General features: G+C 75.6%; 25 protein-coding genes. 17 read left to right on the top strand and 8 right to left on the bottom strand.

All coding sequences use genetic code 11. The features are described from left to right. Positions 1-8 precede the first annotated feature (8 nt). Positions 9-1346 carry an aspartate kinase gene (locus tag BJP59_RS14530; protein ID WP_031316267.1) on the top strand — a complete coding sequence of 446 codons (1338 nt, stop codon included), beginning with the start codon at positions 9-11 and terminating at the stop codon, positions 1344-1346. A 23-nt stretch (positions 1347-1369) separates the two neighbouring features. Beyond that, positions 1370-2488 carry an aspartate-semialdehyde dehydrogenase gene (locus tag BJP59_RS14525; protein ID WP_194521271.1) on the top strand — a complete coding sequence of 373 codons (1119 nt, stop codon included), beginning with the start codon at positions 1370-1372 and terminating at the stop codon, positions 2486-2488. A 99-nt stretch (positions 2489-2587) separates the two neighbouring features. On the opposite strand, the gene BJP59_RS14520 is transcribed toward BJP59_RS14525, so the two are convergent. Then, the gene (locus BJP59_RS14520) at positions 2588-2995 is read right to left on the bottom strand and encodes a VOC family protein (RefSeq protein WP_194521270.1); all 408 of its coding nucleotides are present in this window, start codon (positions 2993-2995) and stop codon (positions 2588-2590) included. Between the two features lie 125 nt (positions 2996-3120). Continuing rightward, complete coding sequence (locus tag BJP59_RS14515) at positions 3121-3813, bottom strand: hypothetical protein (protein WP_194521269.1); 693 nt, start codon at positions 3811-3813, stop codon at positions 3121-3123. A 190-nt stretch (positions 3814-4003) separates the two neighbouring features. Here BJP59_RS14515 and BJP59_RS14510 point away from each other — a divergent pair, with 190 nt between their 5' ends. The 6 genes from BJP59_RS14510 (at position 4004) to BJP59_RS14485 (ending at position 9029) form a co-directional block, all read left to right on the top strand. After that, positions 4004-4423, top strand: coding sequence for a GntR family transcriptional regulator (locus BJP59_RS14510; RefSeq protein WP_031316974.1), 420 nt, complete (start codon positions 4004-4006; stop codon positions 4421-4423). A gap of 5 nt (positions 4424-4428) precedes the next feature. Further along, positions 4429-5412: an ATP-binding cassette domain-containing protein gene (locus BJP59_RS14505; protein WP_194521268.1), complete on the top strand. Its 984-nt coding sequence runs from the start codon at positions 4429-4431 to the stop codon at positions 5410-5412. Next, the gene (locus BJP59_RS14500) at positions 5409-6200 is read left to right on the top strand and encodes a hypothetical protein (RefSeq protein ID WP_031315819.1); all 792 of its coding nucleotides are present in this window, start codon (positions 5409-5411) and stop codon (positions 6198-6200) included. Before BJP59_RS14505 ends, BJP59_RS14500 begins: the two co-directional genes overlap by 4 nt. Before the next feature lie 88 nt (positions 6201-6288). Then, the gene (locus BJP59_RS14495; protein WP_194521267.1) at positions 6289-7371 is read left to right on the top strand and encodes an ABC transporter ATP-binding protein; all 1083 of its coding nucleotides are present in this window, start codon (positions 6289-6291) and stop codon (positions 7369-7371) included. Then, positions 7368-8177 carry an ABC transporter permease gene (locus BJP59_RS14490; RefSeq protein WP_144679952.1) on the top strand — a complete coding sequence of 270 codons (810 nt, stop codon included), beginning with the start codon at positions 7368-7370 and terminating at the stop codon, positions 8175-8177. The genes BJP59_RS14495 and BJP59_RS14490 overlap by 4 nt, the downstream gene beginning before the upstream one ends. A 117-nt stretch (positions 8178-8294) precedes the next feature. Next, complete coding sequence (locus BJP59_RS14485) at positions 8295-9029, top strand: glutamine amidotransferase (protein WP_031316529.1); 735 nt, start codon at positions 8295-8297, stop codon at positions 9027-9029. Positions 9030-9119: 90 nt separating this feature from the next. On the opposite strand, the gene BJP59_RS14480 is transcribed toward BJP59_RS14485, so the two are convergent. Both BJP59_RS14480 and BJP59_RS14475 read right to left on the bottom strand, forming a co-directional pair. Continuing rightward, positions 9120-10049 carry a sulfite exporter TauE/SafE family protein gene (locus BJP59_RS14480; RefSeq protein ID WP_034652036.1) on the bottom strand — a complete coding sequence of 310 codons (930 nt, stop codon included), beginning with the start codon at positions 10047-10049 and terminating at the stop codon, positions 9120-9122. A gap of 120 nt (positions 10050-10169) precedes the next feature. Continuing rightward, the gene (locus tag BJP59_RS14475; RefSeq protein ID WP_034652034.1) at positions 10170-10628 is read right to left on the bottom strand and encodes an RrF2 family transcriptional regulator; all 459 of its coding nucleotides are present in this window, start codon (positions 10626-10628) and stop codon (positions 10170-10172) included. Positions 10629-10706: 78 nt separating this feature from the next. Here BJP59_RS14475 and BJP59_RS14470 point away from each other — a divergent pair, with 78 nt between their 5' ends. Beyond that, positions 10707-11531 carry an alpha/beta fold hydrolase gene (locus BJP59_RS14470; RefSeq protein ID WP_194521266.1) on the top strand — a complete coding sequence of 275 codons (825 nt, stop codon included), beginning with the start codon at positions 10707-10709 and terminating at the stop codon, positions 11529-11531. Next, positions 11531-13099 (top strand): PP2C family protein-serine/threonine phosphatase, encoded by a 1569-nt coding sequence (locus BJP59_RS14465; RefSeq protein ID WP_194521265.1) that lies wholly within the window; start codon positions 11531-11533, stop codon positions 13097-13099. Before BJP59_RS14470 ends, BJP59_RS14465 begins: the two co-directional genes overlap by 1 nt. Here the strand turns inward: BJP59_RS14465 and BJP59_RS14460 are convergent. After that, positions 13073-13570, bottom strand: coding sequence for an NUDIX hydrolase (locus BJP59_RS14460; RefSeq protein ID WP_194521264.1), 498 nt, complete (start codon positions 13568-13570; stop codon positions 13073-13075). The two genes, BJP59_RS14465 and BJP59_RS14460, sit on opposite strands and share 27 nt — an antisense overlap. A gap of 385 nt (positions 13571-13955) precedes the next feature. On the opposite strand from BJP59_RS14460, the gene BJP59_RS14455 reads away from it, so the two are divergent. The 5 genes from BJP59_RS14455 (at position 13956) to BJP59_RS14435 (ending at position 19518) form a co-directional block, all read left to right on the top strand. Continuing rightward, on the top strand, positions 13956-15038 hold the full coding sequence (locus BJP59_RS14455) for a 3-deoxy-7-phosphoheptulonate synthase (protein WP_255541894.1): 1083 nt from the start codon (positions 13956-13958) through the stop codon (positions 15036-15038). A gap of 163 nt (positions 15039-15201) precedes the next feature. Then, entirely contained in the window at positions 15202-15774 is a 573-nt protein-coding gene (sigK, locus tag BJP59_RS14450; protein WP_085951324.1) for an ECF RNA polymerase sigma factor SigK, read from the top strand. Next, entirely contained in the window at positions 15767-16534 is a 768-nt protein-coding gene (locus BJP59_RS14445) for an anti-sigma factor (RefSeq protein WP_194521262.1), read from the top strand. Before sigK ends, BJP59_RS14445 begins: the two co-directional genes overlap by 8 nt. A gap of 133 nt (positions 16535-16667) precedes the next feature. Next, the gene (locus BJP59_RS14440) at positions 16668-17357 is read left to right on the top strand and encodes a fasciclin domain-containing protein (RefSeq protein ID WP_194521261.1); all 690 of its coding nucleotides are present in this window, start codon (positions 16668-16670) and stop codon (positions 17355-17357) included. 157 nt (positions 17358-17514) lie between these two features. Continuing rightward, the gene (locus BJP59_RS14435; RefSeq protein WP_194521260.1) at positions 17515-19518 is read left to right on the top strand and encodes a cytochrome c biogenesis protein DipZ; all 2004 of its coding nucleotides are present in this window, start codon (positions 17515-17517) and stop codon (positions 19516-19518) included. A gap of 4 nt (positions 19519-19522) precedes the next feature. Here BJP59_RS14435 and BJP59_RS14430 read toward each other — a convergent pair whose 3' ends face one another. Next, on the bottom strand, positions 19523-21025 hold the full coding sequence (locus BJP59_RS14430) for a DUF4232 domain-containing protein (RefSeq protein WP_194521259.1): 1503 nt from the start codon (positions 21023-21025) through the stop codon (positions 19523-19525). Between the two features lie 214 nt (positions 21026-21239). Between BJP59_RS14430 and BJP59_RS14425 the strand changes: the two genes are divergently transcribed. After that, positions 21240-21980 (top strand): DUF2625 family protein, encoded by a 741-nt coding sequence (locus tag BJP59_RS14425; RefSeq protein WP_211932867.1) that lies wholly within the window; start codon positions 21240-21242, stop codon positions 21978-21980. A gap of 18 nt (positions 21981-21998) precedes the next feature. Here the strand turns inward: BJP59_RS14425 and sigJ are convergent, their stop codons facing one another. After that, positions 21999-22934 (bottom strand): RNA polymerase sigma factor SigJ, encoded by a 936-nt coding sequence (sigJ, locus tag BJP59_RS14420; protein ID WP_194521258.1) that lies wholly within the window; start codon positions 22932-22934, stop codon positions 21999-22001. After that, positions 22931-23686: an SDR family oxidoreductase gene (locus tag BJP59_RS14415; protein ID WP_336244575.1), complete on the bottom strand. Its 756-nt coding sequence runs from the start codon at positions 23684-23686 to the stop codon at positions 22931-22933. Before BJP59_RS14415 ends, sigJ begins: the two co-directional genes overlap by 4 nt. Before the next feature lie 108 nt (positions 23687-23794). Between BJP59_RS14415 and BJP59_RS14410 the strand changes: the two genes are divergently transcribed. Further along, positions 23795-24523, top strand: a complete 729-nt coding sequence (locus BJP59_RS14410; RefSeq protein WP_168945279.1) for a GntR family transcriptional regulator — start codon at positions 23795-23797, stop codon at positions 24521-24523. Positions 24524-24539: the final 16 nt, after the last annotated feature.

The following is a 24539-nucleotide window of genomic DNA, read 5'->3' as shown; positions in this document are numbered from 1 at the left end:
AGCAGCACGTGGCACTTGTCGTGCAGAAGTACGGCGGTTCGTCCGTCTCGGACGCCGAGAGCATCAAGCGGGTGGCCAAGCGCATCGCCGAGGCGAAGCGGGCCGGGAACGACGTCGTCGTCGTGGTCTCGGCGATGGGCGACACGACCGACGAGCTCATCGACCTCGCCCAGCAGGTCAGCCCCCTCCCTCCGCAGCGCGAGATGGACATCCTCCTCACCGCGGGCGAGCGCATCTCGATGTCGCTGCTCGCGATGGCGATCACGAGCCTCGGCGTGAAGGCGAAGTCGTTCACCGGGCAGCAGGCCGGTCTCATCACCGACGCGGTGCACGGCAAGGCGCGCATCGTCGACGTCGTCCCGACGCGCGTGCGCGAGACCCTCGACCGCGGCCAGGTCGCGATCGTCGCGGGGTTCCAGGGCGTCACGCAGTCGACGAACGACGTGACGACGCTCGGCCGCGGCGGGTCGGACACGACCGCCGTCGCGCTCGCGGCGGGTCTCGACGCCGACGTGTGCGAGATCTACACCGACGTGGACGGCGTGTTCACGGCCGACCCGCGCATCGTGCCGTCCGCGCGCAAGATCGACCGCATCACGTACGAGGAGATGCTCGAGATGGCGGCGAGCGGCGCGAAGGTCCTCGCGCTGCGCTGCGTCGAGTACGGCCGCCGGTACGGCGTCCCCATCCACGTGCGCTCGTCGTTCAGCGGCAAGGACGGCACGTTCGTCAGCGCGGACGCGTACACCGCGCGCCCCGGCGCGAGCGCCGGCTCCCCGGCCGGCACCGCCGGCAGCACCGCAGACCTTCCCGAGGAGACCGTCATGGAAGACCCGATCATCTCCGGCGTCGCGCACGACCGCAGCGAGGCCAAGATCACCGTCGTCGGGGTGCCCGACGTCCCGGGCACGGCGGCGCGGATCTTCGAGGTCGTCGCGGGCTCGGGCGTGAACATCGACATGATCGTGCAGAACGTGTCGGCGGCCCGCACGGGCCTCACCGACATCTCGTTCTCCCTCCCCGAGGGCGACGGGCCCGCCGCGATGTCCGCGCTCTCGGCGCTGCAGGCCGAGATCGGGTTCGACTCGCTCCAGTTCGACGACCAGATCGGCAAGCTCTCGCTCGTCGGCGCGGGCATGAAGTCGCACCCCGGCGTCTCCGCGAAGCTGTTCGGCGCGCTGCGCGACGCGGGCATCAACATCGAGATGATCTCCACCTCGGAGATCCGCATCTCCGTCGTCACGCGCGAGGACTCGCTCGACGACGCGGTGCGCGCCGTGCACACCGCCTTCGAGCTCGACGCCGCCGACGGCGAGGCCGTCGTCTACGCCGGCACCGGCCGCTGACCCGACGCAGGAGAGGACCCACCATGAGCACCCAGAGCACCCCCGGTCTGCACCTTGCCGTCGTCGGCGCGACCGGCCAGGTCGGCGCGGTCATGCGCCGCCTCCTCGAGGAGCGCGACCTGCCCGTCGCGAGCGTCCGCTACTTCGCGTCGGCGCGCTCCGCCGGGTCGACGCTCCCGTGGCGCGGGACCGACGTCGTCGTGGAGGACGTCGCCGCGACCCCGACCGAGGACCTGCGGGGGATCGACGTCGCGCTCTTCTCTGCGGGCGGCGCGACGTCGAAGGCGCAGGCCGAGCGGTTCGCCGCCGCGGGCGCCGTCGTCATCGACAACTCCTCCGCGTGGCGCATGGACCCCGACGTCCCGCTCGTCGTGTCGGAGGTGAACCCGGGCGCGCTGCGCGAGGCGCGCAAGGGCATCATCGCCAACCCCAACTGCACGACGATGGCTGCGATGCCCGTCCTCAAGCCGCTCGCGGACGAGGCCGGGCTGGAGCGCCTGGTCGTCGCGACGTACCAGGCCGTCTCCGGGGCCGGGCTCGCCGGCGCGGAGGAGCTGCGCGCCCAGGCCGTCGCGGGCGCGGCGGCCGAGGGCACGGGTGCCGGGCTCGTCGGGCTCGTGCACGACGGCGGCGCGGTCGCCTTCCCCGAGCCCACCGTCTTCCCGCGCAACGTCGCGTTCAACGTCGTCCCGCTCGCCGGGTCGATCGTCGACGACGGGCAGGAGGAGACGGACGAGGAGAAGAAGCTCCGCAACGAGTCCCGCAAGATCCTCGGGCTGCCCGAGCTCGCCGTCGCGGGCACGTGCGTGCGCGTCCCCGTGTTCACCGGGCACTCGCTCGCGATCCACGCCGAGTTCGGCGCCGCGATCACGCCCGACCGGGCGCGCGAGATCCTCGCTGCCGCCCCCGGCGTCGCGCTCGCGGACGTGCCGAACCCGCTCGAGGCGGCGGGCAAGGACCCGTCGTTCGTCGGTCGCGTCCGCACCGACCAGTCCGTCCCCGGCGGACGCGGCCTCGTGCTGTTCGTCTCGAACGACAACCTCCGCAAGGGCGCCGCGCTCAACGCGGTGCAGCTCGCCGAGCTCGTCGCGCAGGACCTCGACGGCGTCCGCGCCGCGTTCGCCCCCGCCCTCGCGAGGTAGAGCCCCGGTCCCGCGAGGTAGAGCCCTGGTCCGCCGAGGTAGAGCCCTGGTCGTGACCAGGGCTCTACCTCGCGAGCCGGGGGTGTCAGCGGGCCGCGCTCAGCCCTCGACGAGCCGGGCCATGTCGTCCCCGTCCGCGAGGCCCACGATGTTGCCGGCCGGGTCGGTGAACCAGGCGCCGTCGCCGCCCTCCATGAAGCCGCGCGCGATCCCCTTCTCGTCCTGGTCGAACCCCTCGTAGCGCTCGAACGTCACGCCCTTCGCGGCGAGCTCGTCGACGACCTGGTCCACGTCGTCGACGGTGAGGTGCATGACCGTGAAGGCGGCCGGCCGATGGTCTTCCTTCGGGTAGACGAACACGTCCGAGCCGCCGCCGAGGTGGAGCACCAGACCGTTCCCGCCGTCGAGTGCCGTGACGGGGAGCCCGAGGGTGTCCCCGTAGAACGCGCGCGTCGCGTCGAGGTCGTCCGCCGAGAAGCTGGAGAACCCGCGCCTGATGGTGACCATCGTTGCCTCACTCCTTCGGGACCGCCGGCGGCCGGAGGGCGGGGCCCGCCGCGGACGCCGGATCCTCCCAGCGTCCCACCGCCGGCCCGCCGTGGGTACCGCCCGCGGCGGGTGAAGGGAGCGGGTCAGGGCGAGCGTGCGGGCGCGGGGCGGGTCCCGAGGGTCGGCGCGAGCACCCACAGGGCCGTGGCGGCCAGCACGTGCCAGACGGCGTGCCCTGGGAGCGCGAGGCCGAGCGCGCCGTCGGCGTCGCACAGCGGCCAGCCCGGGCGGGTCAGGGTCCCCGCGGTGCTGCCGACGGCGACCAGCACGAGCGCGGCGACCGTGCGGCGTCGGACGGCGGGCCGTCGCCACGCGCGCGCGGCGCTCGCGGCCACGGCGACGCCCGCCGCGACCACCTGGGCGGCGGTGGACGCCGGGACGGAGACCGCCGCGAGCACGACCCCGAGCAGGGTCGGTGCGAGCCACCACCACGTCCGCAGGCGACGCCCGGTGAGGTCCGCGAGGGCGTCGGCTGCGACGAGCGCGAGGGCCCCGAGCAGCGGCGGGTCGTGCGCGACGGGGTTCCACGACGGCGACGGCCCGTGCTGCACCACGGAGCCCACCCCGATGAGGACGACCAGCACCCCGAAGGCCACGCGCAGGCGCGACGCCGCACCCACGGCGTCGGCCACGCCCGGGGCCGGGTGCGTCCCCGGTCCGGGCCGACGCGCCGCCAGCACGACGGCCGCGCCGGCCAGGACGAACGCGAGGCTCGTCCACGTGCTCAGCGGCTCGGCCCAGGGCGTCCCGCCCGCGGGCTCGCACGCTCCGCCCACCCCGCCTCCTCCGCCTCGCAGCCGGTCGGACCCGGCCTGCGGGGACCGGCCTCGGCACCGACGTCCCCATCGTTCCGCCCGGCGCCGGTCGCCGCGCGTCCGGACGAGGGGTTGCGCCGGGCAGCCCATCTGTGGTTCATTACTCAAGTAATGAACCACAGAACGCGCGAGGCGGGAGAGGATGGGCCCCATGTTCGACGGACCTGAACCCATCTACCTCCAGATCGCGCAGATGATCCGTGCGCAGGTGCTCGCGGGGGAGCTCGCCGAGGAGGAGCAGGTCATGTCCACGACGCAGTTCGCGACGACGTTCCGGATCAACCCGGCGACGGCGGCCAAGGCGTTCGCCGGGCTCGTCGACGAGGGCGTCCTCTACAAGCGGCGCGGGCTCGGCATGTTCGTCGCACCGGGCGCGCGCGAGCGGCTGCTCGCCGAGCACCGCGCGCGGTTCTTCGACGAGGTCCTCGACCCCGCGCTGGCGCAGGCGGACCTCCTGGACATCCCGGCCGCCGAGATCGTCGAGCACGTCCTCGGCCGCCCGCGGCCCGCCGGTCCCGGGACCGGCGACGCACCCCGTACCGGCCCCGACACCGACCCCACCCCGAGGTGAGACCCGTGACCGCCCGGCCCACCAGCCACCCCACCGACCATCCCGTCGCGACCGCGCCCTTCGGCGCCGAGGTGCGCGACGTCGTCGTGCGGTACTCCCGCGGCGACGACCCTGCGCTCGACGGCGCGACCCTGACGATCCGGCCCGGCGTCATCACCGGCCTGCTCGGCCGCAACGGCGCCGGCAAGACGACGCTCGCCGCCCTGCTGGCCGCGTTCCGGCGCCCGACGTCGGGCACGGTCCGCGTCGGCCCGGACGGCGAGCTCGAGGACCCGTTCGAGAACGTCTGGGCGACCATGCACACCCAGCTCGTGCGCGAGAGCGGCGACGTGGGCGAGTCCGACAAGGCGCGCGACACGCTCGAGTACTACGCGGACGTGCGCCCGCACTGGGACGCCGACCTCGCCGGGCGCCTCCTCGACACGTTCGAGGTGGACGTCCGCAAGAAGCCCAACGAGCTCTCGCGCGGCAAGCGCTCGGCGCTCGGGGCGGTCGTCGGGCTCGCCGCCCGCGCGCCCCTGACGATCTTCGACGAGGTCTACCTCGGCATGGACGCCCCGAGCCGCTACGCGTTCTACGACGCGCTCGTCGCGGACTACGCCGAGCACCCGCGCACGATCCTGCTCTCGAGCCACCTGATCGCCGAGGTCGAGCGGCTCTTCGAGGACGTCGTGATCATCGACCGCGGGCGGGTCCTGCTCGCCGAGAACGCCGACGACGTCCGCGCGCGCGGCGTCAGCCTCACCGGGCCGGCGGACGTGGTCGAGCGCCACACCGCGGGCCGGGAGGTGCTCGCCCGGCAGCGGCTGGGGAGCACGGCCCAGGTCACGCTCTTCGGCGCGTTCGCCCCCGACGAGCGGGCCGCGGCCGCCGCGGCCGGGCTCGAGGTCGGGTCGGTGCCCGTCCAGGACCTGTTCGTCCACCTCACGCGCACCGACCGCACCGAGGACGGCGCGCTCGCCCGCACCCGCACGCAGGAGGCACGATGACCGCCACGACCCCGCGCTCCGCGGAGCGCCGCGCGCTCGAGAAGGCCGCCCACCGGCGCGGCGTCCGCGCCGTCGCCTGGTACTTCATCGGCGGCACCTGGTACGTCGGCGTGTGGTTCTGGCTCATCGCGCTCGCCGTCGGGGCCCTCGTCCTGTGGATCATGCTGCGCAACGACGACGTGAGCATCGAGGGCGTGGGCGGCGTCGCGGGCTCCGCGAAGTTCTTCCTCTTCGTCATGGGCATCCTCCTGCCGCTCATGACGATCGCGCTGCACGTCGCCGCCGGCGGCACGCGGCGGTCGTACACGCACGGCCTGTGGATCGGCGCCGCCGTCTCCGGGCTCACGTTCGGGATCGCGACCGCGCTCGTGCGGTGGGCGGAGTGGGCGCTGTTCCGCCAGGCCGGCTGGCCGACGGAGCAGGACCTCACGCAGCTCTACGCGGACGGCTCCGAGGTCGGGCTCATGATCCTCGTCGAGGGCACGTTCTGCGTCGTCTACTACCTCGCGGGCATGGTCGTCGCCGCGGGCTTCTACGGCTTCGGGTTCCTGCGCGGCGTGCTCCTCGTCGTCGCGTCGCTCGCGACCGTCGTGGTGAGCGAGGTGTTCCTCCGCTCCGGGTTCTTCGGCCACGCGCTCTCGCGCGTCGTCGGTCTCGACGACACCCCCGTCTGGCTCGCCGTGCTCGGCGGGCTCGTCGGGGTCGTGCTCGCCGCACTGCTCCTGCGCGTCGTCCTGCGGGGCGTCGCGATCCGTCCGGTCGAGTTCGCGGGCACCGCGAGCGCCTGACCGGCAGCACCCTCCCGACCGCACTCCCACCCGTCCGGGCGGCGCACGGCGCCGTCCGTGGGTGCCGCACACCCTCCTGGAGGTCACCATGAGCACCGCAGCACCGCCCCCGGGCGGCACGACGGCGACGTCGCCCGCCCCGCCCACCGACCGCACGGCCGGGCCCGCCCCGGTCGTCGAGATCCGGAACCTGCGCAAGACGTACCCGGGACCGCAGGGTTCCGGCACGCGCACCGTCGCGGTCGAGGACGTGAGCCTCACCGTCCGGCAGGGCGAGATCTTCGGCATCCTCGGGCCCAACGGGGCCGGCAAGACGACGACCGTCGAGTGCCTCGCCGGGCTGCGCCAGGCCGACGGCGGCACGGTGCGCGTGCTCGGCGTCGACCCGCAGGCCGACCCCGCCGCGGTGCGCGACGTCGTCGGCGTCCAGCTCCAGGAGGCCGCGCTCAACGAGAAGATCACGGTCGAGGAGGCGATGCGGCTCTTCGCGTCGTTCTACGCGTCGCCCGGCGACGTGGAGGAGCTCCTCGACCTGCTGGATCTCTCCGCGCACCGGCGCGTCGCGTTCGCCAAGCTCTCGGGCGGGCAGAAGCAGCGGCTGTCGATCGCGCTCGCGCTCGTGGGGAACCCGCGCGTCGCGATCCTCGACGAGCTGACCACCGGGCTGGACCCGGCGGCCCGCCGCGCGACGTGGGAGCTCGTCGAGCGCGTGCGCGACCGCGGCGTGACGATCCTGCTCGTCACGCACTTCATGGACGAGGCGGAGCGCCTGTGCGACCGGCTCGTCATCATCGACCGCGGCCGGGTCGTCGCGCAGGGCACGCCCGGGGAGCTCGTCGACTCCGTCGACACGTCGCGCACCGTGCGCCTGCGCGTGCCGCCCGCGGACCACGACCTCGCGCTGCACACGATCGCGGGGCTCGCGGACGTCGAGCGCGTCGAGGCGTCGCCGAGCGGCGGGCGCGAGATCGAGGTCACGGGCTCCCGGCGGGTGCTGCCCGCCGTCGTGCTCGCGCTCGCCGAGCAGGAGGTCGTGCCCGACGACGTCCGGACCGTCTCCCGGACGCTCGAGGACGTCTTCGTGGCCGTGACCGGCCGCACCTACGACCCGGACGCGACCGACGCCTCGGACGCGACCGACGCCCGGCCGACCCGAGGGGAGTCCCGATGACCGCCACGACCCTGACCCCGTCCGCCGCGCCCGTCCGCCGCAGCAGCGGCTGGCGCGGGTTCGGCGTCCTGCTCGCCACGGAGGCGCGGCTCTGGCTGCGCGACCCGGGGACGGTGTTCTTCGCGCTCGTGTTCCCGACCGTCCTGCTCGTCGGGGTCGGGTTCGCCATCCCCGGGATGCGCGTGCCGATCGAGGACGCGCCCCCGCCGTGGGGCGGGCTCACGCCCGTCGCGCTCTACGCGCCCGTGGTGCTCGCCGCCGCGATCGCGACCCCGGCCCTGACGACCATGCCGGTCTACTTCGCCACGTTCCGCGAGAAGGGCCTGCTGCGGCGCCTGTCGACGACGCCCATGCGCCCGCAGGGGATCGTCGTCGCGCACCTCGTCATCAACCTCGTGGCCGTCGTGGTCGCGTCCGTAGTCGCGCTCGTCGTCGGGCAGCTCGTGTTCGGCCTGCCGGCGCCGCAGAACGCGGCGACGGTCGTGCTGGCGTTCGTCCTCGGCGTCGCGTCGATGTACGCGCTCGGCACCCTCGTCGCGGCGCGCGCACCCAAGGCGAGCACGGCGTCCGCGATCGGGACGCTGATCTACTTCCCGCTCCTGTTCCTCTCCGGCCTGTGGACGCCGGGGCCGATGATGCCGGAGGCCGTCGCGCAGGTCGGCAGGTTCACGCCGCTCGGCGCCGCGTCGCAGGCGATGACGGCGGGGTGGTTCGAGGAGGGCTTCCCCACCGTGCAGGTGGTCGTCATGGTCGTGTGGACGGCCGTGCTCCTGCCGCTCGGCATCCGGCTGTTCCGCTGGAGCTGAGGCGGGACGGACCGCGGGGCCGGGCCTCGGCCCCGTCCGGGCCGCAGCTCTGTCTGGCCCGGGCCGCGGCCCGGCGCCCGCGGGCGTGGCCGCCGGAGCGCCCCTAGCCTGACCGGCATGAAGCCCTTCCTGCTGCTGGCGTCCCGGGCGGAGGACCCGGCCGCGGACGGCGAGCACGCGGCGGTGCTGCGTCACTCCGGCCTCGCGCCGCACGAGCTGCACCGCGTCCGGATGGAGGCGGGCCCGCTGCCGGCGATCGACCTCGACGCGTACTCGGGGGTGATCGTCGGCGGCAGCCCGTTCGACTCGTCGCGGCCCGAGGCGGAGAAGTCGGCGACGCAGCGCCGGGTCGAGCGCGAGCTCGCGCCGCTCCTGGACGAGATCGTCGAGCGCGACGTCCCGTTCCTCGGGGCGTGCTACGGCGTCGGGACCCTCGGCCTGCACGAGGGCGCGGTGCTGGACGACACGTACGCCGAGCCGATCTCGCCCGTGACGATCCGGCTCACCCCGGAGGGCCGGGCCGACCCGCTGCTCGCGGGCCTGCCCGACGCGTTCGAGGCGTACGTGGGCCACAAGGAGGCGGTGCGGGAGCTGCCGCCGCACGCGGTGCTGCTCGCGACGTCGGACGCGTGCCCGGTGCAGATGTTCCGCGTCAAGGAGAACCTCTACGCGACGCAGTTCCACCCGGAGCTCGACCTGGAGGGCATCCTCACGCGCATCGGCGTCTACCGGGACTACGGCTACTTCCCGCCCGAGGCTGCGGGCGACGTCGAGGCGGCCGTCCGGCGCGGCGACGTCCGGGAGCCCCACCGCATCCTCGCAACCTTCGTCCGCCGCTACGCGAGCGACTGAGATCGAGCCGGTCCTCGCAGGTCGAGCGGGTGGTCGTGGTCCGTCCTGCCGCCAGGACGGACCACGACCACCTGCTCGGCGGGGACGGGGTCAGCGGGTGGCCGGGGCCGGGTGGGGGGTGTCGGCGGGTGTCGGGTCGGCCGCTGCCTCCGCCGCCACGGCGCGGCGGTGCGCCCGCACCGACCAGACGACGGCGGCGGCCCAGACGACCGCGACGAGCGCCAGCACGACGCCCTGGACCGCGCCGCTCGCGTCGACCCAGTCGGAGCGCAGCAGCGTGCGGACGTTGGTGAGCACGATGACGCCGCCCACGGCCGAGCCGAGGATCCGCGGCGGGAGCATCCGCACGAGCCAGGCGGCGATCGGCGCGGCGACGAGCCCGCCGAGGAGGAGCGCCACGACCCACGTCAGGTCGATCCCCTGCGAGCCGAGCGACCAGAGGAACCCGAGCGACGCGGCGACCGCGACGAGGAACTCGCTCGTGTCGACGGACCCGATGACCTTGCGGGGCTCGATCCGGCCCGACGCGAGCAGGGCGGGCGTGCCCACCGGGCCCCAGCCGCCGCCGCCCGTGGCGTCGACGAAGCCCGCCACGAGACCGAGCGGCGCGAGGAACCGCTTGCGCAGCGGCAGCCCCAGGCGACCCGTCGGCAGCCCGGCGAACGTGAAGCGCGAGAGCACGTAGACGCCGAGCGCGAGGAGCAGCAGCGACATGACGGGGGCGGCGACCTCGGTCGACAGGTTCGCGAGGAACGTCGCGCCCGCGAACGCCCCGAGCGCGCCCGGCACGCCGATGCGCAGCACGACCTTCCAGTCGACGTTCCCGAACCGCCAGTGCGCCGCGCCGGACGCGAGCGTCGTCCCGATCTCCGCGAGGTGGATCGTCGCCGACGCCGCCGCGGGGTTCGTCCCGATCGCGAGCAGGAGCGTCGTGGAGGTCACGCCGTACGCCATGCCGAGGCTGCCGTCGACGAGCTGGGCGCCGAGGCCCACGAGGGCCAGCAGGACGAGGGTCCGCACCGGGGCCTCCTTGCTCGGGCCGTCGGGAGGGTCCCGACGTGTCCTGACAAGGTTGACCGGGCGGGTCCACTATGTGAAGCACCGCCCGCATCGTGGGCCAGTGTTAACGGGAGCCTCCCGTCAGGGGTTCTCCCACGCGTCGGCGCGGGCGGCGAGCGCGTGCACGTCGTCGGGCAGGTCGCGGCGCACGACGTCGTCGATCGTCACCCGGTCCAGCACGTCGCGGACGCTCGCGCGCAGGGCGATCCACACCTCGAGCAGGCCCGCCGCGGAGCCGTCGTACTCCAGGCTCGGGGGGCGCTCGTCGCGGACCGTGACGAGCGGGCCGTCCACCGCGCGGAAGACGTCGGCGAGCGTCACCTCGGACGCCGGGCGCGCGAGGCGGTGGCCGCCGGAGCGCCCGCGGACGCTCGCGACGATCCCGGCCCGGCGCAGGTCGCCGAGGATCCGTTCGAGGAAGCTCACCGGGAGGCCCTGACCCGTCGCGAGGTCCTCCGCCCGCACCGGGTCGCCGTGCGGCGACGCCGCGAGCTCGGCGCACGCCCGCACCGCATAGTCCGCCTTCGCCGAGACACGCATGAGGACATTGTGCCGTGCGCGGGTCTCACCCCGGGGCGCCGCTGCCCCTCGCGACCCCTTCCCCCTACGCTGTGACGCGTGGACGTGCACGAGCGCAACAACGTGCGGGTCATGGGGGCGCAGGACGGCCCGACGATGGTCTTCGCGCACGGTTTCGGCTGCGACCAGTCGATGTGGCGCTTCGTCGCGCCCGCGTTCGCGACGGACCACCGGGTCGTGCTGTTCGACCACTCGGGCTGCGGGGCGTCGCACCCGACCGCGCACGACCCCGTCCGGCACGCCGACCTCGCGGGCTACGCCGCGGACGTGGTGGAGATCGTCGAGGCCGTGGGGCAGGCAGACGAGCACGGGGACGGGCGCGGGCCCGTGGTGCTCGTGGGCCACTCGGTGAGCGCCGTGATCGCGCTGCTCGCCGCGGCCGACCGCCCGGACCTGTTCGACCGGCTGATCCTCGTGGGCCCGAGCCCGCGGTACGTCGACGACGACGGCTACCGCGGCGGGTTCACCGCCGAGGAGATCGACGAGCTCCTGGAGACGATGGACGCGAACTACCTCGGCTGGACGCAGGTCATGGCGCCCGTGATCGCCGGGAACCCGGACCGCCCGGCGCTCGGCGACGAGCTCGCCGCGGTGTTCCGGCGCAACGACCCGGCGGTCGCCCGGCAGTTCGCGCGCGCGACGTTCCTCGGCGACAACCGGGCGGACCTGGCGCGCGTGCGCACCCGGAGCCTCGTGGTGCAGAGCCGGGAGGACGTCATCGCGCCGCCCGAGGTCGGGCGCTACGTGCACGAGCACCTGCCCGGCAGCGACCTCGTCGTCATCGACTCGGTGGGGCACTGCCCGAACCTCTCGCACCCGGACCTCCTCGTGCGCGCGATGCGCGACTGGCTGGGCGCCGCCTGATGGCGATGTCCCGGGCCGAGCGCTGGGCGCTCGCCCCCGTCGCGCTGCTCCTCCTCGACACCGAGGCGCGCGTCCTCGACGCCAACGACGAGTTCCTGCGGACGATCGAGGTCCCGGACGTCGAGGCGGTCGCGGGCCGCCGGCTGGCGGACCTGCTCACGGTGGGCGGGCGCATCTTCTGGGAGACGCACGTCGGCCCGCGCCTGCACATCGAGGGCCGCGTGGACGAGGTCGCGGTCGAGCTCCGCACGCCCGGGGGCCGCGAGCCCGTGCTGCTCACGGCGATCGAGCGCGAGGCGCGCGGCGAGCGGCTGATCGAGGTCGCGATGCTGGGCGCGCGCGAGCGGTCGCGGTTCGAGCACGAGCTCGTCGAGGCGCGCCGCGCGGCGGAGGAGGCGGAGCGCCGGGTGCGGCTGCTGCACGGCGTCGCGGCCGACCTCGCGAGCGTCGCCGGTCTCGACGGCGTCGCGTGGGTCCTGCTCCGGGCGGCCGTCACGATGCTGGGCGCGGGCGACGCCGCGCTGTGGACGGCGCAGGAGCGCGGCCCGCTGCGGCGGTGGGGCGGCGCCGTCGGCGTCCTGGCGCCGTCGATCGACGAGCTCGCCGAGGCGACCGTGCGGGACGACGGGACGGTCGTCGTGCCGCTGCGCACCGCGGGCGCGCTGCTCGGCGTGCTCGCGCTCGAACCACGTCGCGCCGCGGGCTCCGACCCCGTCGACCTGGGCACCGCCGCCGCCGCGGGCCAGCTCGCGGCGCTCGCGCTCTCGCGCGCGCGGGTCCACGAGCAGAGCGTCTCGGTCGCGAGCGAGCTCCAGGGCGCGATGCTCTCGGACGGGATCGTCACCGACCCGCAGGTCGAGGTCTCGGCGTGCTACCGCCCGGGCGTCCACGACCTCCAGGTCGGCGGCGACTGGTACGACACCTTCCGGGTCGCGCCCGACGTCGTCGCGCTCAGCGTGGGGGACGTCGTCGGCCGCGGGCTCAAGGCGGCGACGTCGATGGGGCAGCTGCGCACCGCCGTCCGGGCCGCGTCCGACACGGGGCTGCCGCCGGAGGAGGTGGTCGAGCGCGTCGACCGCTTCGTCGACCGGACGGGCACGGGTTTCATGGCGAGCCTCGTCTACGGGGAGCTCGACCTGCGGGCCGGGGTGCTGCGCTACACGTGCGCGGGCCACCTGCCGCCCCTGCTCGTGCGCGCGGGCGGCTCGGCCGCGTACCTGTGGGAGGCGCGGTCGACGCCGCTGGGCGTGCGGGGCACGACGCCGCGCGTCGCGAAGGCCGTGCGGCTCGCCCCGGGCGATCTCCTGCTGCTCTTCACGGACGGCGTGGTCGAGCGCCGCGACCGGCCGCTCGCGCTCGCGCTCGACGAGCTCGCGGACGTCGTCACGCGCGCGCTCGGCGCGGGGCTGCGCGACGAGCGGCTGCTGGAGGCCGTCGTCTCGCGCGCTCCGGAGGACGACGACGCGTGCCTGCTCGCGGTGCGCTGGCTCGGCCCCGCCACGGACGGGAGGGCGCCGGTGCCCGACGCGCCGGCCGCCGCGTCAGCGGACGAAGAACGGGCCGGCTGAGGGGTCGGCGAGCCGCGCGAGGGCGTGGCCGAGGCGCTCGGTCGACGAGCGCGCGACGTCGTCGGGCAGGGCGTCCGGGGCGAACCACGCGACGGCGAGGGACTCGTCGTCCGCGACGTGCGCCGCCGCGGCGGCCGCCGGCGACACCGGGCGGCACAGGAACGCCAGGTCGAGGTACTGCGACCGGTCGCCGTTCGGGTACTCCATCGGCTCCGTGACCGTCACCGCGACGAGCGCGTCCACCACGACCTCGACGCCCGTCTCCTCGAGCACCTCGCGCGCGAGCCCGACCGCCGGGTCCTCGCCCGGCTCGAGGATCCCGCTGATCACGGCCCACTGGCCGGAGTCGGCGCGCTGCCCGAGCAGCACCCGGCCGGCGTCGTCCACGACGACGCCCGACACTCCCGGCATCCACAGCAGGTCGGTCCCGACACGGGAGCGGAGGGCGGCGACGAAGTCGGGGATCGGCATACCCCGAGCGTAGGCGCTGCCCGACCGGCCCGTGAGACGGGCCGTCCGCCCCTCGGAGGCGCTGTGCTACGGTCGGCTCGTGACTTCTCAGTGGTATTGGCGCTTTACGCAGGCTCCCGGTGGGGCCGTGCGGGCGTCAGCCTGACCACAGATCACCACCCGGAGCCAGCACAGGGCCTTGGACGCGGACCGCGTCCGGGCCCTTCGTCGTGAGACGGGCCGCTCCGGGACCACGGGCGGCAGCAGGCCGGTGGAGCGCCGCTGGGCATCCCGACTCACGGCGTTCCCAGACCCCGCCGCACAGACCAGGAGCCCCCCCGTGACCAGCACCACCACCTCGCCCGAGACCGCGACGACCGACGGTGCGACGAGTACCGTCGACCCCGTGGACAGCCCCGAGCTCCAGGCGCGCACCAGCGACCTGCGGGTCCGCGCGCTCGACGCCCTCCCCGCGCCGCGCACCATGCTCGCCGACCTGCCCCTCGGCGCGACGCGCAGCGACCTCGTGACGACGTCGCGCCGCGAGGTCCGTGACGTCCTCGCGGGCGACGACGACCGTCTCCTCGTCATCGTCGGCCCGTGCTCGGTGCACGACCCCGAGGCCGCGCTCGAGTACGCGGGGCGCCTGGCCGCCGTCGCGCACGAGCTCGCGGACGACCTCATGGTCGTCATGCGCGTCTACTTCGAGAAGCCGCGCACGACCGTGGGCTGGAAGGGCCTCATCAACGACCCGCACCTCGACGGCTCGCACGACGTGCACCACGGCCTGCGGCTCGCGCGCGAGGTGCTGCTCGGCGTCCTCGACGCCGGCGTCCCGGCCGCGTGCGAGTTCCTCGAGCCGACGAGCCCGCAGTACATCGCGGACGCGGTGTCGTGGGGCGCGATCGGCGCGCGCAACGCCGAGTCGCAGGTGCACCGCCAGCTCGCCTCGGGCCTGTCGATGCCCGTCGGGTTCAAGAACGCGACCGACGGCGACGTGCAGATCGCGGTCGACGGCTGCATCACCGCGGCGAGCGAGCACACGTTCTTCGGCATGGACTCGCTCGGCCGGGCCGCCGCCGTGGAGACCGCGGGCAACCCCGACTGCCACGTCATCCTGCGCGGCGGGCGCTCGGGCCCCAACTACGGGGCCGACGACGTCGCGGCGGCGCTCGCGGTCGCGCGCACCTCGGGCCGCGGCGGGGTCACGGAGCACGGGCTCGTGGTCGACGCGTCGCACGGCAACTCCGGCAAGAGCCACGTGCGCCAGGCGGAGGTCGTGCGCGAGGTCTCCGCACGGCTGGCCGAGGGCGAGCAGGGCATCACGGGCCTCATGATGGAGAGCTTCCTCGTGGCGGGCGCGCAGAAGCCCGCGCCGAGCGGCCTCGTCTACGGGCAGTCCGTCACGGACGCGTGCATCGACTGGGACACGACGGCCGACCTCCTGCGCGAGCTCGCGGGCGCGGTCCGCGCCCGACGCGCGCTCTGAGCGGTGCCCGCGGGGCGGGGACCCATCCGTCCGCGCGTCGGCGCCGAACCCAGGGTGTCCCGGACGGACCGGGACGGCGCTGGCGACGGGAGGTCGGGTGCCGAGAGCCGTGGTCGACGCGCCGCAGCGCGTGCGGGAGGCGCCCGTGCTGCACACTGACCGGGTGCCACCTCCCGTGACGACGAACCCGGCCGTCGACGCCGCCCTCGCGGCGTGCGCCGGCGGCGACCCCGCCGCGTTCGCGCCCGTCTACGACGCGCTCGCGCCGGTCGCGTACGGCACGTGCCTGGGGGTCCTGCGGGACCCGGACCACGCGGCGGAGGTCGTGCAGGAGGTGATGGTGGAGGTGTGGCAGACGGCGGCGCGCTACGACGCGACCCGCGGCTCGGCGCGAACCTGGGTCGCCACGCTCGCCCGGCGGCGCGCGGTGGACCGCGTGCGGGCCGAGCAGGCGCGCCGCGACCGCGACCAGCGCGACGTGGACGCCTCGACGGCCGCGGCACCGCGGGACGTGGTGGTGGAGGACGTCGAGCGACGTCTCGAGGGCGCTGCCGTGCGGCGGTGCCTGGACTCGCTCACGGCGACGCAGCGGGAGGCGGTCGTGCAGGCGTACTACGGCGGGCTCACCTACCGGGAGGTCGCGGAGCGGCTCGACGCCGCGCTGCCGACCGTGAAGTCCCGCATCCGGGACGGGCTCCTGCGGCTCCGCGACTGCCTGGGGGTGCGTCGTGGCTGACCTGACCACGCCTCACGGCGACGGCGCGCACGACCGTCCGGACGTCCGCGACCTGCTCCCCGCCTACGCGCTCGACGCGGTGGACGACGTCGAGCGGCGCGCCGTCGAGCGCCTGCTCGCGGCCGACCCCGACGCGCGGCGCGAGCTCGACGAGTACCGCGACGTCGTGGCGGCGTTCGCGGTCGAGAGCGCACCGCCGCCCGCGCTGCGCGACACCGTCTTGGCCCGCGTGGCCGCGACCGCGGACGCGGTCCCGTCCGCCGGGGAGAGCACGGGAGGCGTCGTCGTCGACCTCGCGGCCGCGCGCCGCGCCCGCCGACGGCGCTGGACCGGGCTCGCGGCGGCGGTGGCCGCGGTGGTCGCGGTGGCCGTCCCGACGACGGTCGCGGTCCGCGCGACGCAGGAGCAGTCCCGCCTGGAGGCGCGGGCGGACGCGATCGAGCGCATGCTCGCCGACCCCGATGTGACGATCCTGCACGGCGACGTGGCGGGCGGCGGACAGGCGTCCGTCGTCGCGGCAGGCGACGACATGTACTTCCGCGCGTCCGACCTGCCGGACGCGGGCGACGACCGCGACTACCAGCTCTGGGTGGTCGAGCCCGACGGCGCCGTCGTCTCGGCGGGCGTCCTCGACGTCCAGGACGGCAGCACGTCGCGGCTCGTCCAGGGCGAGCCGGGCGTCGGCATGGCCGTGACGGTCGAGCCGGCGGGCGGCTCGGAGCAGCCCACGACGGACCCGGTGGTCGCGCTCGTCGGCTGAGCGCCGCGGCCCGGAGGGGTCGGGACGCGCGCGAGAAAACTCGTGCCGATCCCGACCCATCCACCCGGGCCAGCGCTCCGAACCCTCGGCATGACGCCCCGCACCGGCGGGGCGACGACCCGAGGAGAGACCGATGAACGTTCGCACCCGCACGTCGTACGCCGTCGCCGGCATCGCCACGCTCGCCGTGCTCGGCCTGTCCGCGTGCAGCTCCGACTCGGACACGGGGTCCGACTCGACGACGACCGACGCCCAGTCCGACACCATGACGGACGACTCGACGTCCGACGACTCGACCGAGGGCTCGGACGACATGGCGGCCGACCCCGCCGCGAACCTCGTGGGCCCCGGCTGTGCCGCCTACGCGGAGCAGGTGCCCGACGGCGCCGGGTCGATCACCGGGATGTCGACGGACCCCGTCGCCGTGGCGGCGTCGAACAACCCGCTGCTCACGACGCTCACCGCGGCCGTCTCGGGTGAGCTCAACCCGGACGTCAACCTCGTCGACACGCTCAACGGCGGCGAGTTCACCGTGTTCGCCCCCGTCGACGACGCGTTCGCCAAGATCGACGCCGCGACGCTCGAGTCGCTGAAGACGGACTCCGACACGCTGACGAAGATCCTCACGTACCACGTGGTGCCCGGCCAGCTCACGCCCGACCAGGTCGTCGGCGAGCACGAGACCGTCGAGGGCGGCACGGTCGAGGTGACCGGCTCGGGCGACGAGCTCATGGTCAACGACGCGGCCGTCGTGTGCGGTGGCGTGATGACGCAGAACGCGACCGTGTACCTCGTGGACAAGGTGCTCATGCCGACGATGTGATCCTCCCGGCGCGTCCAGAAGCGGGCGCGCGGTGGACCCGCGCGAGCGGGTCCCGACGGCCCCGACCGGACGGTCGGGGCCGTCGTCGTGCGCCCGGCGACGTGCGCTCGGCGCGCGGCGGACCCATCCGTGAGGGCCGCCGGTCCGAACTCCGGGCATGGAGACGCTCATCGTCATCGGCCTGCTCGGCGGACTCATCACGGGGATCTCGCCGTGCATCCTGCCCATGCTGCCCGTCATCTTCTTCGCGGGCGGCGTGCAGGGCGCGCGCACGGGGGAGGCGCCGTCGGGCACCGCGGAGACCGGGACAGGCGGCGTCTCCCCGGGGCTGTTCGCGGGCGTCCCGGACGCCGTCCGCGTCGGCGGTCGCCCGGCCGCGGGGCTGCGTGGCCGGGGTGGCCCGGGTGGGGCGCCGGAGGCCGCCGGGTCGCGGGAGGTCGCGGCGCGGCCGACGCGTGGCGGGACGCTCGCCCTCGACCTGTCGACGGGGGACGCGGAGCCCGCCGCCCCGGCCGGCGGCGGGCCCGGGCCCCGCGCGACGCGGCCGACCGCGCGCCGCTCGTGGCGCCCCTACCTCGTCATCGCGGGCCTGGTCCTCAGCTTCAGCGTCTTCACGCTCCTCGGCTCCCTCCTGCTGACCGCGCTCGGGCTCCCGCAGGACCTGCTGCGCTGGGCGGGCATCGTGCTCCTCGTCGCGATCGGCGTGGGGATGATCGTGCCGCGCGTCGAGGAGGTCCTGGAGCGGCCGTTCCGGCGGATCGCGGCGCTCGGGGCACGACGCGGCGCCGCCCGCCAGGACCGCGGGGCGTTCGTGCTCGGCCTCGGCCTCGGCGTGCTGTACGTGCCGTGCGCCGGGCCGGTCCTCGCAGCGATCACCGTGGCCGGGGCGACGGGGAACATCGGCCCGGGCACCGTCGCTCTCACGGTGTCCTTCGCGGTCGGTGCGGCGATCCCGCTCCTGGTCTTCGCGCTCGCGGGACGTCGCGTCGCGGAGCGGGTCCGCGGGTTCCAGCGGCACACGCGCGGCATCCGCATCACGGGCGGCGTCGTGATGATCGCGCTCGCGGGCGCGCTCGCGCTGAACCTCCCCGCCGCGCTCCAGCGCGCCCTGCCCGACTACACGGGTGCGCTCCAGCAGCGGGTCGACGAGAACGACGCCGTGCGCGAGGCGCTCGACCTCGGCGGGCTCGTCACCGACGAGAACCGTGAGCTGTCGAACTGCTCGAACGGCGCGCCCGTGCTGGAGGACTGCGGCACCGCCCCGGAGCTGCGCGGCATCGACACGTGGCTCAACACCCCGGGCGGCGAGGCGCTGACGCTCGAGGGGCTGCGCGGCAAGGTCGTGCTCGTGGACTTCTGGACCTACTCCTGCATCAACTGCCAGCGCGCGATCCCGCACGTCAACGCCTGGTACGACCGCTACCGCGACGTCGGCGCGGGGTTCGAGGTCGTCGGGGTCCACACGCCCGAGTTCGCGTTCGAGCGCGAGACGCGCAACGTCGTCGCGGGCGCGCAGGACCTCGGCGTCACCTACCCCGTGGCCCAGGACAACGCGTACGCGACCTGGACGGCCTACCGGAACCGTTACTGGCCCGCGCAGTACCTCGTCGACGCCGACGGGACCGTGCGCCACATCCGCTTCGGGGAGGGCGGGTACGAGGACACCGAGCGTCTGGTGCGCGAGCTCCTCGAGGACGCGAACCCGGGCGTCGAGCTGCCCGAGCCCACCACCGTCGGCGACACCACCCCGCAGGACGAGACGACGCCCGAGACGTACTTCTCCATCAAGCGCGTCGTCAACTACGCCGGCGAGCCGCGCTACGCCGCGGGGCAGCAGGACTTCACGCTCGCCGACGACCAGCGGCAGGACACGTTCTCGCTCGGCGGCACGTGGGACGTCGACTTCCAGGGCGCGACCGCCGTGTCCGACGACGCGCGCGTGCGCCTCGCGTACCGCTCGACCGACGTGTTCACGGTGCTCGGCGGCGAGGGCACCGTCAGGGCCCGTGTCACGACGGACGGGCGGACCACGACCCGCGAGATCGACGTGTCCGGCAGCCCGACGCTCTACCCCGTCCTGGAGGGCGACGGTCCGACGGAGGGACTCGTCGAGCTCGACGTCCCGCCCGGCGTCCAGGTGTTCACCGCGACGTTCGGGTGACGCGTCAGCTCGCGAGCTCCCGCGCGGGCGTCCACGACCCGATCGTCGCGGTCCCGCCGCCGAGCAGGTCGAGGCCGTCCCCGACGCCGGGGATCCCCGCGAGCCCGACGACCGACTCGGGGTCTCCCGGGTGCGGGGCCACGAGCAGCGTCGTGACGAGCGGCGGGTCGTCCGCCGTCGACCCGCCCCGCCACGAGAGCGCGGCCCAGGCGGTGGCGCCCGGCGCGAGGGTGATCGGGGCGAGGCCGTCGTCGTCCGGCTCGAGGAGCACGTCCGTCTCCGAGCCGTCGTCGGCCACGAAGCGGACCGCGGGCGCGCCCGCGAGGACGCACTCCGCGGTGCCGTCGTTGCGGGCCGTGACGGTGAGGAACCGGCGCCCCGCCGCGGCGTCGAACCCGAGGGCCCCGAGCGTGAGGTCGCCGGGGGCGCACGCGCCCGCGGGGCGCGTCCCGGTCGTCGGTGCGGCGGCTCCCGCGACGAACCCGGAGCGCGTCGCGGACGCGCCGCCGTCGGTCGAGCCGTGGACCTGGTACGCGAGCACGGGTCCGGAGTAGGCCGCGCCGTCGAGCGTGCGCGCGACGACGGCCGCGTCGCCCGAGGTGATGACGGTGAGCAGGGGTCTCGGCGGGAACGTGTCCCGCGCGGTCTCGTGCACGACCTGCGTCACGCCGGGTTCCGCGGCGACCTCTCCGAGCAGGGTGAGCAGCGCGTCGTCGGGGACGGACTGCCCGCCGTCGTCGTAGGTGCCGACGGCACCGCCGGCGACACCGAGGCTCGTCAGCCCCCGGCCCTCGGCACGGACGAGCGCGGCGGCCGCGACGAGGTCCCCGGCCGCGCGGACGTCGACCGACGCGGACCCCGGCGACAGGAACACGCGGCGCACGGGGTCGTGGGCGACGAGGCGCACGGCGTCGGCGACGGCGTCGGCCCCGAGGAGCTCGGGGCGTGGCTCCCCGGTGGCCGGGTCGACGCCGCGGTCGGTGCCCGCGCCCGGGCCGTGCGCGACGGCGAACGTCCCGCCGCCCGCGCCCGTGCCCTCGACGCGGAGCGACCAGGCACCACCGCCGGGCACGACGGCGACGATCGCGCTCGCGTCGTCGGCGGTGCGCTGCGCCTCCTCGGGTCTCGGCAGCGGGCTGACCAGCGTGATGCGCGCGGACTCGCCCGCGGTCCCCAGGGCCTCGACGGCCGCGACGCCGGGCAGCGCCCGCAGCCGCGCCGCGACGGCCTCGTGGTCGCTCTCGGGGGAGGTCGGCGCGGGCGTCGCACCGGGAGCGGGGGTCGTCGTGCCGACCGACGAGGTGGTCGGGGCGGGCTGCTCGGCCGCGGTGCGCAGCGCCGCCGGCCCGACGACGGAGGCCACCACCGCGAGAACACCGCCCACGCCCGCGGCGGCCACCGCGACGAGGGGGCCGCGCCGTCGTGCCCGTGGCGGGACCGTCCCGGTGCCGGTGCCGGTGCCGGGGTCGGTGGCGGGCTCGGGGGAGGGTGTGCCGTCGTCGTCCACGGCCGTGACCGTACCGGTCACCGCGACCGTGCGGGGTGGCGCGCCGACGTCCTCCCCAGGGTCCGCCCGGCGTCTTCACCGTGCCAGGGCCTACCCGGGCCACCGCGCGGGGGAACCGGTCTTTTCGGTGCATCGACGGACGAGCCGGGCGCGTACCGACCCTGCGCTTTTACCAGGACTCCTGCTGACGGGCAACATCTGGCATGATCCGGCCATGACAGTGCGGACGGCTGCGGAGCTCGCTGCGGTCGACGACCCGGCGTGGCCGACGCTCTCGCGCATGCTGGGTCGCGGCGGCGTCGAGGTCGTGCCCGCGCCCGCCTGGTCGCTCGAGGTCCTCTACCGGCTCCAGGTCACCGTCCGCTCGACCCTCGGCGCGCTCGCCCTGCACACCGGCGGGGTCCTCGTCGACGGCGGGTGGCTCCGGATCATCGGCGGGGGCGGGGCCGGGCTGCCGGACCTCGCGACCGTCAACGGCCTCGGCGAGCCGGGCGAGGACAGCGTTGCGCCGTCCGTCCTCGTCGTCGCGTACGACGTGCTCGGCGGCACGTTCGCGATCAACGGCGGCGGGCTCCCCGGCCCGCTCGGCAACGTCCACTACTTCGCGCCCGGCTCGCTGTCCTGGCTCGACCTCGGGTTCGGCCAGGCGGCGTTCCTCGAGTGGTCCGTGAGCGGGGGGACTGCCGAGTTCTACGCGCCCGTGCGCTGGCCCGGCTGGTACGACGAGATCGGCTCCGTGCGCCTCGACGAGGGCCTGAGCGTCTACCCGCCCCTGTGGTCGGAGGAGGGGCGTGACGTCGCCCGGTCGTCGCGCACCCCGGTGCCGCTCGGCGAGCTCGTGGACTGGCACTTCGAGATGGCGGAGCGCATGGCCCCGGTCGACGACTACGTGCGCGACGCCGACGAGCATCTCGACGGCTACGGCGCCTGGCCCGCGGACGGCTACCGCCCCTGAGCCCCGGTCACGCCCTGGTCATGCCGGGTCCGCGTCGAGGAGGTCGGCGCGCACCGTCCCGAGCTTGTCGGGGTTGCGCACGACGTCGATCGCGGCGACCCGCCCCCCGACGACCGTGAACGCGATCACCGTGAGCACCCCGGTCCCGTCGCGCAGGAGCAGCCCCGGTGCGCCGTTGACGTCGACCACGCGCACGGCCTCGGGCGGCCGGCGCAGGTAGCTGAGCAGCACGGGACCTGCCGTCCCCGCCCCGCGCACGGTGTGCCGCAGCGCGCGGACCTTGCCGCCGCCGTCGCCCCGCAGCACCACGTCGGGGTCGAGCACCGCGAGCAGGGCCGGCAGGTCGGCGTCGGAGCAGGCCGCGACGAACGCCTCGACGGCGCGCGCCTGCTCGGCGCGCGTCGCGGTCCCGCGCGGCCGCCCCGCCTCCACGTCCTTGCGGGCGCGCGCCGCGAGCTGGCGGACGGCGGCGGGCGAGCGCCCGACGACGTCGCCCACCTCGTCGAACGGCAGCCCGAACACGTCGTGGAGCACGAACGCGACGCGCTGCGCGGGCGAGAGGCGCTCGAGCACGACGAGGAGGGCCATGCTCACCTCCTCGTCGAGCGTCACGCGGTCGGCCGGGTCCGCCGCGTCGACGACGCCCGCGGCGACCGGCGAGGCGGCGCCCGGGGTCGTCACGACCGGCTCCGGCAGCCACGTCCCGACGTAGCGCTCGCGGCGCGCCCGCGCGCTCCCGAGCACGTCGAGCGCGAGCCGCCCGACCGTCGTCGTGAGCCAGGCCGCGAGGTTGCGGATCGAGCCCGCGTCCTGGGTGCGCAGCCGCAGCCACGCGTCCTGGACGCAGTCCTCGGCGTCGGACCAGGAGCCGGTCGTCGCGTACGCGAGCCGGAGGAGGCGGGGGCGCTCGGCCTCGAACGCGCGCGCGAGGTCGTCGGCGGCCGGGCTCGTCATCGGGCCGCCGCCCGCTCGGCGTGCTGCGCGGCGAGCCAGTCCCGGAACGTCGTGGTGCCGCGCACGTCAGGCTGCGGGTCGGTGAGGCCGCCGGCGCGCAGCGCGCGGCCGAGCGCGCCGGGGAGCGGCACCCGGACGGGGACGGCGCGCGAGCCGGTGACGTCGCGCCAGGCGCGCGCCAGGTCGCGCAGGTCGACCACCTCGGGACCCGCGACGGTCGTCGTGCCACCGAGCGGGTCGCGCTCGGCCGCGTCCGCCACGGCGGCGCCGACCTCGGCGGCCGCGACCGGCTGGACCGGGGCGCGCAGCAGCGGCACGACGCCCCGGCGCGCCGCGGCCCCGAGCGTCGCGGCGACGAGCTCGTGGAACTGGGTCGCGGCGACGACCGTCGACGGCACGCCCCCGTCCGCGACCTCGCGCTCCTGCGCGACCTTGGCGGCGTAGTAGGCCATCGGCACATCGTGGCACCCGACCACCGACACGAGCACGTGGTGCCACACCCCGGCGTCGCGCTCGGCGGCGAGCAGGCGCTGCGTGCCGTGGACGACGGCCGCGCGCACGTGCCGCAACGACGTCGCGGTGTTGCTCGCGTCGACCACGACGTCGACGCCGTCGAGCGCCGCCGCGAGACCTGCGCCCGTGGTGAGGTCGACGGGGTGCTCCCGCGCGTGCCTGCTCAGCGCCCGCACCTCGTGGCCGCGCGCGGCCAGCCGCGCCACGACGTGCCGACCGACGGTCCCCGTCCCACCCACCACAGCGATCCTCATACCCGGACGACGACGCGGCGCCCCCTGATGTGACATCTCCCGCCTCAGCGAGAGTTGTATACAAGTGCGCAGGGCGTGTGGCACGATGGCCGGGTGACGACGACGCCCGAGCTGCGCACCGCCGTCGGGCCGTCCGCGGCGCCTGGCGACGCGGGCCTCGCGCGCCGCCAGTCCGGGGCCCGCGCGGTCTACGACCTGCTGCGCGGCCGCATCATCGACGGCTCCCTCGCGCCCGACGCGCGGCTCACCGAGCCCGTGCTCTCCGCCGAGCTCGGCGTCTCGCGGACCCCGGTGCGCGAGGCGCTGCGGCTGCTCCAGGCCGAGGCGCTCGTCGTCGAGCTGCCCACCGGGGGAGTGCGCGTCGCGCCGCTCGACCTCGCCGACGCGCGGCGCGTCTACGACGTGCGCGCCCGCCTCGAAGGCCTCCTCGCCCGGGACGCGTGCGAGCGCGCCACGCCCGACGACGTCGCGCGGCTCGCGCGCCTCGTGACGCTCATGGACGCGGTCCGCGACCACGAGGACGAGGTGCTGCGCATCGGCGCCCAGTTCCACGGCGAGATCGAGGCGCTCGCCGACAACCGCTGGGGCTCGGCGCTCCTGCGCCAGATCCGCGGCCACGTCGACCGGTACCGCGCGCTCGCGGCTCGCCGCCGCGTGGGCACCACCGACCACGTCGACGAGCACCGCGCCGTCGCCGACGCCATCGCGAGCCGCGACGCCGCCGCCGCCGAGGCGGCGATGCGCGCCCACATCGAGCGCAGCGCCGCCCTCGCCGAGCAGTCGCTGCGCGGCGCGGGGTCGGCGACCGACGACCTCCCCTGACCACCGCCCACCGCAC

The organism is Cellulosimicrobium sp. JZ28, assembly GCF_015327065.1.
Taxonomy (GTDB): domain Bacteria; phylum Actinomycetota; class Actinomycetes; order Actinomycetales; family Cellulomonadaceae; genus Cellulosimicrobium; species Cellulosimicrobium funkei.
The sequence above is the reverse complement of the archived record's forward strand: the minus strand, read 5'-3'. Positions and strand labels throughout refer to the sequence as shown.